This window comes from Enterococcus sp. HMSC076E04, assembly GCF_001814285.1.
Taxonomy (GTDB): Bacteria; Bacillota; Bacilli; order Lactobacillales; family Enterococcaceae; genus Enterococcus_B; species Enterococcus_B lactis.
The window spans coordinates 44,865-54,628 of the sequence record NZ_KV815631.1 but is presented as its reverse complement, the minus strand read 5'-3'; the positions used below and the strand labels follow the sequence as shown (position 1 = coordinate 54,628).

At 38.0% G+C, this 9,764-nt stretch carries 11 protein-coding genes and 1 pseudogene; all 12 read left to right on the top strand.

The features are described from left to right. Nucleotides 1–499: 499 nt before the first annotated feature. A pseudogene (locus HMPREF2961_RS12205) lies at nt 500–2,582 on the top strand (transcription antiterminator). 35 nt (nt 2,583–2,617) lie between these two features. After that, the gene (locus HMPREF2961_RS12200; RefSeq protein WP_002292534.1) at nt 2,618–2,920 is read left to right on the top strand and encodes a PTS sugar transporter subunit IIB; all 303 of its coding nucleotides are present in this window, start codon (nt 2,618–2,620) and stop codon (nt 2,918–2,920) included. A 25-nt stretch (nt 2,921–2,945) separates the two neighbouring features. Further along, the gene (locus HMPREF2961_RS12195) at nt 2,946–4,235 is read left to right on the top strand and encodes a PTS sugar transporter subunit IIC (RefSeq protein ID WP_002315985.1); all 1,290 of its coding nucleotides are present in this window, start codon (nt 2,946–2,948) and stop codon (nt 4,233–4,235) included. 18 nt (nt 4,236–4,253) lie between these two features. Continuing rightward, entirely contained in the window at nt 4,254–4,661 is a 408-nt protein-coding gene (locus tag HMPREF2961_RS12190) for a hypothetical protein (RefSeq protein ID WP_002315984.1), read from the top strand. A 22-nt stretch (nt 4,662–4,683) separates the two neighbouring features. Continuing rightward, nucleotides 4,684–5,553, top strand: a complete 870-nt coding sequence (locus tag HMPREF2961_RS12185) for a class II fructose-bisphosphate aldolase (protein WP_002310673.1) — start codon at nt 4,684–4,686, stop codon at nt 5,551–5,553. A 1-nt stretch (nt 5,554) separates the two neighbouring features. Continuing rightward, the gene (locus HMPREF2961_RS12180) at nt 5,555–6,175 is read left to right on the top strand and encodes a P-loop nucleotide/nucleoside kinase family protein (RefSeq protein ID WP_002341037.1); all 621 of its coding nucleotides are present in this window, start codon (nt 5,555–5,557) and stop codon (nt 6,173–6,175) included. Between the two features lie 196 nt (nt 6,176–6,371). Beyond that, nucleotides 6,372–6,977 carry an NUDIX hydrolase gene (locus HMPREF2961_RS12175; RefSeq protein WP_002292539.1) on the top strand — a complete coding sequence of 202 codons (606 nt, stop codon included), beginning with the start codon at nt 6,372–6,374 and terminating at the stop codon, nt 6,975–6,977. Nucleotides 6,978–7,112: 135 nt separating this feature from the next. Then, nucleotides 7,113–7,565: a MarR family winged helix-turn-helix transcriptional regulator gene (locus tag HMPREF2961_RS12170; RefSeq protein WP_002292540.1), complete on the top strand. Its 453-nt coding sequence runs from the start codon at nt 7,113–7,115 to the stop codon at nt 7,563–7,565. Between the two features lie 36 nt (nt 7,566–7,601). Further along, nucleotides 7,602–8,099 carry a GNAT family N-acetyltransferase gene (locus HMPREF2961_RS12165; RefSeq protein WP_029743392.1) on the top strand — a complete coding sequence of 166 codons (498 nt, stop codon included), beginning with the start codon at nt 7,602–7,604 and terminating at the stop codon, nt 8,097–8,099. A gap of 17 nt (nt 8,100–8,116) precedes the next feature. Beyond that, a complete protein-coding gene (locus HMPREF2961_RS12160) occupies nt 8,117–8,827 on the top strand; it encodes a B3/B4 domain-containing protein (RefSeq protein ID WP_002315980.1) in 711 nt (236 codons plus the stop codon). A gap of 141 nt (nt 8,828–8,968) precedes the next feature. After that, the gene (locus HMPREF2961_RS12155; protein WP_172867800.1) at nt 8,969–9,391 is read left to right on the top strand and encodes a VOC family protein; all 423 of its coding nucleotides are present in this window, start codon (nt 8,969–8,971) and stop codon (nt 9,389–9,391) included. 19 nt (nt 9,392–9,410) lie between these two features. Further along, on the top strand, nt 9,411–9,635 hold the full coding sequence (locus HMPREF2961_RS12150; RefSeq protein WP_002315978.1) for a hypothetical protein: 225 nt from the start codon (nt 9,411–9,413) through the stop codon (nt 9,633–9,635). Nucleotides 9,636–9,764 lie beyond the last annotated feature (129 nt).

Here is a 9,764-nt window from a genome sequence, read left to right as displayed (position 1 = left end):
CCGATTTTATTCAGCCGATTATGCTGGATTGACAGGAAATATTTATGAATGGAGCTGTGACAAAAATTTTGTCGCAGCTCCTTTTTCTGAATAAACGGTGTTCCAGAGATAGCCTATCGGCAATAAGGCACGATTTTGTAAAATATGGGAAGCTATTTTTCAAAATCGCTTCTTATCGCTCAAGGCTGAACCTCTCTGTCACAACCTTTCCACTAAATGGTATTCAAAAGCTTACATTTACGGTAATAAGCTCAACCAAACGAAAAATAGGAAGCACTATTTTTGTTTGGCTGTTCTTCTTACTTGATGCAGGACAGCTTTTTCATGACCTCTTTTTTGTAATAATAGGCGTATGTCTTTTTCGTTGAGAAGTTGAAAAAGCATACGGCTTATTTTTTGTTTGCTATGCTTACTTTCTTTCCACTTCAAGTGGCAGAAATATCTACTTTTTATTATGTAAGCGGAACCATATACTTGGAATCAGAAGGAGATCATTTCTATGAAAACAAGAACAATTGAAATACTTCACAGAATCATGACAGCCCAATATCCAGTAAAAGCGGAACGTCTAGCAGCTGAATTCAATGTCAGTCAGCGGACGATCCGTCAGGAAGTTCTTGAAGCGAATATCTGGTTGAGTAGTAAAAAGCTTCCGGAAATCAGAACAATTCGCAACAAAGGTTTTTCGTTGAAACTGGAGAATGACAAGCAAGTTCGATTAGAAACTGAAATAAAAGAGGTGAAAGACGGCTTTTTGAATCGGCGGGAACGTATTTTTGATTTAGTTTTAGCCATTGCTTACAGCCGAAACCCGATCCATCTAAACAAAAAAGAAGAAGAATTTCAAATCTCTAAAAGTACGTTAGATGAAGATATGAGACGATTACGAGCAACACTGGTCAGTTATGGAATCGAGATCGTCAGTTATGGAAAGCAGGGACTGGTTTATAAAGGTTCAGAACGATCTATCCGTACGATGATCTATGATTTTATCAATCAGAATCTGGGGATGACCGACTTCTTTATGAATCAAGATGCACAACTAACACCGGCTCAAAAAATCTTTTTCCATTATTTTCCTTTGGCGGAAATCAAAAAAATAGAGGAGATCTATTCCAATAAGTTGTTAAAACAAGAGGATGATATTTATAAAAAGCAAATTCTGCTTTTTACATTGATCTGGATCCAACGAATCAGGAAACATGAATTCATCTCTGCCATTAATTGGAAAAATACAGAAATAAAAGACAGCAGCTTCTCTGCATTTATTGACTACATGATCACGGAATTTCAATTGGACAATGTTCCACAAGTAGAAAGAAATTATCTTCGTTTCACTATCGAGACGTTCAATGCTAGAGATATCTCCAATTCGATTGAGTGGGTACAAGCTCAACTACTAACGATCCAATTGATCCAATTTGTAGAGAACGAGACACACATACCTTTTCATCTAAAAGAAGAAGCTTTATTCGAAAATCTCTATAAACACATGGCTGCACTGATCATAAGAATCAAGCATGCTATTCAAGTCATGAATCCATTGAAAGAAAACATCCGTACAAATTATTTTCCAATCCACCGCGCAGTCACTCATTTTGTTCCTACGATCGAAGAAGTAATCGGCGGCAAGATACTGGAGGACGAGATAGCTTTTCTTGTCATCCACTTTTCGACGATTGCCAGTGTGATCAAGCGAGACCTGAATTATGTTTATCAATCAGTTGTTGTCTGTAATCACGGCATGGCTACCGGGAATCTGTTAGCAGAAAATCTGAAAGAAAAATTTCCTCAAATCGAGATTACTGCAGTTTTAAGTTCAAAAGAAATCGAATTAGTGGATAAACTGGATGTCGATCTGGTTTTCAGCACCTTTCAATTGAATTATCGAAATAAGCCGCTTTTAGTTATCGATCCAATTTTGACTGAGACGAATATTTTAGTTATAGAAGACTTTTTGAAAAGAAATGAAGAACTGCAGCGGTTAAAACCTAACAGTCATGAATCAACGCAGTTATTCACTCAAATAATCGGTGTCATGGAAGAAAGTGGTGGCCGAGTAGATCGCATCATCTATGGCAAGTTGGAAAAATTATTTGAAATAAACAATCTAGAAATCAACAAAAGGGAGATCCAGCCTATGTTAAAAGATATTTTGACGGACAGCAATATCATGATCAAAGAAAAAGCCGCTACATGGGAGGAAACGATTGAACGAGCTGCTAAACCATTGGTCAAAGAAAACATTGTTGAAGAACGCTATGTCGAAGCGATGATTCGCGCAGTGAATGAATACGGGCCATATATCGTGATTGGCAAACACATGGCGCTAGCCCATGCTCGACCAGAAGATGGGGGTCAATAAGTTAGGAGTCAGCGTAGCTACGATTGAGCAACCAATCGATTTCGGTAATCCTGAAATGGATCCAGTAAAGATTATTTTTTGTTTAGCGGCAGTAGATTCCTACTCGCATCTGAACATCATGAAAGAACTGATCGAACTGATCAACAATGAAGAGAAGTTGGATCGATTGATCGAGTGCACAAATGTTGAAGATTTCAAACAACTGCTTTTTCAGTAGTTGAGAAATAATAAATGATACGGGGGAGAACAAAGATGAACAAATTAAACATTTTATTCGTATGCGGCGCAGGTTTAGGAAGTAGTTTTGCAGCACAGATGTCTGCTGAGGATGTTTTGAACAAATTAGGAGTAGAAGCCAAACTGGACCATTGTGATATTTCTTCTGCAGTGTCCATGAAACCAGATGTGATCATCACAGCAGAAAATTTTCGCTCGCAGTTCGAAAAATTCTCAGTCGATCCTAAAACAGCGATGATCTATTTGAAAAATATTGTCTCGAAAAATGAAATTGAAGAAAAAATCACCCCAGTTCTACAAGATAAGGGAGTTATCTAAATAAAAAAGAAAAGAGGATAAAAACATGGGCGTTATCAATTTTATCATCGAAAATATTTTGACTCAGGCATCGATCACCATTGCATTGATTGCTATGTTGGGTCTACTGCTGCAGAAGAAATCAGCAGGACAAGTCATTTCTGGCACGTTAAAGACACTCCTAGGATTCCAAGTGTTGAGTGCCGGTTCGAGTATCATCGTTGGAAGTTTAACTTATTTCGGGAAAATTTTTACTGAAGGATTTCATATGCAAGGAATCATTCCTTCTATTGAGTCTATCAATGGTCAAGCAATGAATGATTTAGGTTTAGGTAGAGATATTGCACTGACGTTCTTAGCGATTTTTGTATTCAATATTATTTTGGCTCGTTTCACAAAATGGAAGTACATTTTTCTAACTGGTCAAGCCATTTTATGGATGGCGACGATGACGACGGTCTTTGGTTATTTCGCTGGTCTGCGAGGGATCGTATTGATCTTAGTCGGTGGTTTTATCGGAGCTTGTTTCGCCATTGCTATGCCAGCAGTAGCGCAACCAATTATACGTAAGATTACAGGATCGAATGATATTGCTTTAGGGCATTTTTGTACGATTGGATACTTATTTGAAGCTGGCGTGGCTAAACTTTTTGGTGAGAAAGGTGAAAATAAAAAATCGATTGAAGAGATCAAATTGCCCACGCATTTCGAGTTTCTGCAAGATACGTATTTGTCTGTCATGGTCGTGATGGTCCCACTATATATCATCACTGTTTTGTTTGCAGGTGAACCATTCGCTTCTGAATTATCAGGAGATCAAAACTATATCATGTTTGCCTTTTTACAAGCCATCCAATTCGTAGTGGGTGTGTATGTATTGCTAGCTGGCGTACGTCTACTGTTAGGTGAAATCGTGCCGGCATTTCGAGGGATAGCTATGAAATTAGTTCCTGATGCGATTCCTGCCTTAGATTGTCCAGTTTTCTTTCCCTATAGCCCAAATGCTGTTATTTTAGGTTTCATTACGACAACAATCGGTACGATTATTGCCATGTTCACTTTGCCGATGTTCGGCTTAGCGATGATTTTACCAGGTATGCTAACGAATTTCTTTGCCGGAGGAACAGCGGGGATATTTGGTAACGCAGTTGGCGGACGTCGAGGAGCGATCATTGGCGGTATTGCTCATGGCTTCTTTATTACATTATTGCCTGCTTTGCTAGTAACGATCTTTAATTCGATGGGATTCATCAATGCTACAGCAACCGATGTAGATACAGTAGCCGCCGCACTCTTATACGCTTGGATCTTAAGCCCAATTTTGAAAGCATTTTAATTGAAAGTAGGGAAAATGATGTTCGGATTTTTTAAGAAAAAAGAAAATGAACCAAAAAAAAGATCGATAAAAGAGGAAAAAATCCTCTCGCCAGAAGTGACCGAAAAGATTCAATCAGAGATTACACAATTAAACCAAGAGATTTCAACGACCCAAGAGAAGCCCAAATTAGCGGAACTTTACGAACAAGTTGGACTTAAATTTTCTGAATTGTATGAGAACGATCAAGCCATCCAATATTTAGAAAAGAGCTTGGAAAATAAACAGACGATCGGAGATGGGTATAAAAAACTGATGAGCCTCTATAATCAGAAGCGTGCAGATGCTGCTCGTGCGGGTGATGATCAAGGGATCGATTACTACATGGGCAAAATGGATGTGATGCGACAAATTGCAAAACAAGTAACGATCAAAGGAAACAAATAAAAAGATAAGGTGGCAATAAAAAATGTATACAACATTGAAAGAAGTAACAAAAACAGCAGAAGAGTTGAATTTTACAGTTGGAGCTTTTAATACGCATAACCTAGAAATGCTTCCTGCCATGCTAGGCGCAGCAAAAGAAATGGGTTCGCCAATCATTATTCAAACAAGTGTCGACACCGCAAAATATATCGGTATGCATGTGTTAGTCAATGTAATGACAGCTATTGCAGAAGAAGAAATGGTTGATGCAGTCTTGCACTTAGACCACGCCCGAGACTTTGATGATATCAAAGAAGCAATCGATAGCGGATATACTTCTGTCATGTATGACGGGTCCCATCTGCCTTTCAAAGAAAATATCTTGAAGACGAAAGCAGTGGTAGAATATGCCCATGCACACGGTGTTTCCGTAGAAGGAGAACTTGGGACGATCGGCGGTACAGAAGAAGGAATCCATGTCGCTGAAAATGACAAAGTATATACAAGACCGGAAGACGCAGTGAAATTTGTAGAAGCTACAGGTGTGGATGCATTAGCTATTGCTATCGGTACGAATCATGGACAATTCAAATCAAAAACAGAAGTGAACATTCCCTTGCTGAAAGAAATCGATGCAGTAGTCGATGTCCCCCTCGTTATCCATGGCGGAACAGGTGTGAAAGAAGAAGATTATCCCGAATTGATCAATAACGGGATCCGCAAATTCAATGTTGGAACGGAGCTTTTAGTCAACTGGACAAAAGTGGCTAAAGGAACCTTTAGTGAAACAGAAATCAACAAGTCTCTTCGCCATAATGTGATTCCAGCAAATGAAGCAGTAAAAGAAATTGTCAAGCATAAGATTGGACTGTTTATGAACTTGGAAAGTCCAATTAACTTAGGAAACAAATGAGATGAAAAAGTATTTCATTCTTCTAGCTGGTAGTCCTGGTACAGGAAAAACATATCTTATGAATAAACTACGGGAACGATTTCCAGATATGTATGCCATCACGCTCGATGAAATCAAGGAATATTATGCAGAATCCATCGGTTTTAACAACTTGGAAGAACGGGCGAAACAAGAAAGGACGAAAGTTTATCCTTTCTATTACAAAGCACTTGATCTGTATATGGAAGCAGGAAAGAAAGTGATTGTGTCAGAGTATCCTTTTAGTGATAAGCAAAAAACTCGACTCCAAGAATTAGCAGAAAGATACGGATATCAGGTAATGACGATTCGCCTAACAGCAGACTTTGAAGTGTTATGGCAACGTCGGTACAAACGTGATCGTGAACCAGATCGTCATTTGAGCTATATCATGGATCATTATCACTATGGCGACATATTGGAAGATCGATCGAAAGGGACGAATCATATTACGAAAGAAGCATTCAAAAAAATCATCACTGACCGAAAATATGACGAATTTCAGTTAGGAACACTATATGAATTTGATGTAACAGACTATACTCAAGTAGATTACACTCCACTATTGGATAAATTAGAAAAAGAAATCAATGACAATAAGTAACGAAGAAATGGTTTGATAGTGACAGGTAATAAAAAAGACATTTGGTCCCCAGAGGAGCCAAATGTCTTTTTGTTCTAAAATGTTTTTTCATATTCTTTTATTTATTGCCGATTTCCTTGTGTTTATTTGCCGTAATTAGGTCAGTCTTCTATACTTGATTACATAGTCATACATTTGCTGAAAAGAAGGGAAGAGAATGAATAACAAGTTGGCCCAATACAAAAGACTGCTCGCACTTTCTCAAGCTGGTCTGTATTATGGAAAAGATGTATTCGATAAAGAACGATTTGAAGAGATTCGGACGATCTCATTGGAATTGATCAGTGAAATAGGAAAAGAAACTTTCGAAGAAATAAAAGCACTTACAGTTATTGAAGAAGGTCATCCCACACCAAAAGTCGATGTTCGTGCCTATATCAGAAAGGACGGCAAGATCCTACTAATCGAAGATAAACGGACGAGAGAATGGTCACTGCCAGGCGGATTTGCCGAAATAGGTTTGTCCCCTGAAGAAAACGTGCGGAAAGAAGTCTATGAAGAAACGGGTTTAACAGTAGAATCTACTCAGCTGCAAGCGGTTTTTGATACGAATAAACAAAAAGATATTCCGCAGCTTTTTCAGTATTATAAGCTTGTTTTTGCTTGTACGATCCACGACGAAGATGCAAAATTTATTGAGAACAATGAAACTTCCGACATGGGATTTTTTAGTATAGAAGAGCTGCCAAAGCTATCAGAAAAACGAACAACAAAGAAGCAGTTGCTTATTTTAGAAAACAAAAATCAGCTCTATTGCGATTGAGTTTTTTCGTAAAAGAAGAAAGCTGTTTACTCTGCGAGTTCTCTAAAAAAGAACTCGTTCTTTTATTAAAAAATAGTTGCATTTGCAACAAAAAGAGGTAAACTAGTCTTACAAACAAAATAAAGGTGGGGTGAAATGGCTGAAATTCTTCGAGACATTGGAATGATTGCCCGAGCGTTGGATTCTATCAGCAATATCGAATTCAAAGAAGTTGATTTAACAAGAGGGCAGTATCTTTATTTAGTACGTATTTGCGAAAATCCAGGAATCATCCAAGAAAAACTAGCAGAAATGATCAAAGTAGATCGTACAACGACTGCACGAGCAATCAAGAAATTAGAATCCAATGGGATGATCGAACGTTTGGAAGATAAAGAAAATAAAAAAATCAAGAAACTTTATCCGACTAAAAAAGGAGCAGAAATCTATCCTTTCATCATCCGAGAAAACAACTACTCTAATGCAGTCGCATTAAATGGTCTGTCTGACGAGGAAGCAAAACAATTGGAATATCTTTTAAAGAAAGTATGCAAGAATGTTAGCGAAGATTGGAATTTTGTCAAAAAAGGTAATAAAAGGATCTATTGAAAGGAAGAAGCCGTGAATAAATACGAAATTCGAGAAATGACGCCTTCAGATGTAGACTTACTACAACAAATCAGTATCGAAACATTTACAGATACATTTGGAAAAGATAATTCGCCGGAGCATTTAGCTGCTTACTTGAGACAAGCTTATGCGCCAGAAAAACTTACAGAAGAGCTAAAAGAGAAAGAAACTGATTTTTTACTAGTAAGTATGGACCAAGAGCCTGCGGGTTACCTGAAACTAAATATAGGAACGAGTCAATCTGAGGAAATGGATGATCATTTTTTAGAAATCGAGCGAATCTATGTACGAAAAAAATTTAAACATCAAGGTATTGGTACATTTTTACTAGATACAGCTATCAAAAAAGCAAAAGAAAAGCAAAAAACAGCCATTTGGCTCGGTGTGTGGGAACACAACGATGCTGCGCTCGCTTTCTATCGCAAAAGAGGATTTACCAAGTACAGTGAACATGTTTTTTATATGGGAGATGATCCCCAAACAGACTATCTATTCATCAAGCAATTATTCTAATCAAGAGGTGTGAACATATGAAAAAAGTAATAGTGGATGCCAATTTTTGGGAAGTATTTCCTGAAGCAACCATCGAAATCTTATCCGTGAGTGGTATCGATAATCACGTAACAGAAGAAAATGAAGAAATGTATCATCAATTATTGAATAGCGCGGCAAAAGAAGCAAGAAATTACCTTACGGAAGAAACATTCAGCCAAAACGAAGTCATTGCTCAGTGGCGTCAGGCTTTTACCACATTCAAGACTAAAAAAGGTGCACGTTCTTCTATTGAAGCTTTACTGAAACGTGCAAATCAAGAACGGGAATTTTTCCCAATCAATCCGCTTGTAGATATTTATAATAGTATTTCCTTGTCTTTTGGCGTACCTTGCGGCGGAGAAGATATCGAAAAGATTTCAGGAAATCTGCATCTAGGAAAAGCCCAAGGTGGCGAATCATTCCTGCCTTTAGGTGCAGATTCCGATGCTCCGGCACTTCCGGAAGAAATCATCTACTATGATGAACAAGGAGCAATCTGTCGCTGTCTCAACTGGCGTGAAGCCCAAAGAACGATGCTGACGGAAGAAACGCAAGCAGCGGTGCTGGTCATTGAATCCATCAATGCTGAACAAGCGGCACGCGGCGCACAGGCAATCGAAGCGTTGAAGGAAAAAATCGATCAAACATTTGGCGTGTCCAGTGTCAGACACACACTAACCAAAGATGAATCAGAAGCAGAATTATAAAAGAATCGAAAAAAGAAGAGCGGCATTCATTGCCGTTCTTTTTTTGTAAAAAAAGTTTGTGGAGGAAAGCAAGTCTAGAAACTATTGCTTTATTTTTCTTGAATAGGATCAAACACAAGGTGTTCGCGCTTTCGTGATATAATGGAATCAGTTTATAGACAGGAAAGAAAATCAACTAGAAAGAAGGGTCAAACGATGATACAAAAAACACGTGTGATGCTTTATGTCAATGACGTAGAGATGATTTGCCGATTCTTTGTAGAAAAAATTGGTGCAGAAATTTCAGAAACGATCGAATTGCCAGAAGAATTTAAGAGTATTGTGCTGAGTATCTCAAAAGAATTAGAATTAGGTATATTTCCAAAAGTATTTGTGCAGAAGTTTTCACCAGAAGTATTGGGACCGCCACCTTCTTTAGTCTTTTTTACGGATGAATTTGAAACTATTTACGAGAACATGGACGAACCTGGAGAAATCACAGACAACAATGGCGTCTTGACTTTCAATTTTTCGGACCCTGAAGGCAATTATTTTGTTATAGGAAAAGCTGAGTCGTCTGATTGAATAAAAAGGAGGAAAAACAGTGGATCTAATGGGAAGGCTAGAAGGTTATTTGAAGTATCGGCGAGCAAAACATAGTGAGAAGCTTCGAGCAAGGAATCTCAAATCAGGGAAAAAGAAGACAAAAGGCTGGGGAAAAATGGTCGATACAGGTTTTGGCGGACTAAATAACCTAAATCCTGTCGATACAAAAGAATTCATCAAAGAAGAGCAGAAACGAAATGGTAAAGTCAAATCACACTATTGATTTTGATACTAGAATGAAGAAACTTTTTTAACACAATAAAGAAATTCTTTTGATCCAAAGTGAATGTTCATGGACTTTGAGATAAAGGGATTTGAACAGATGGAACGTTCGGATTTTGCTTAAAATCCG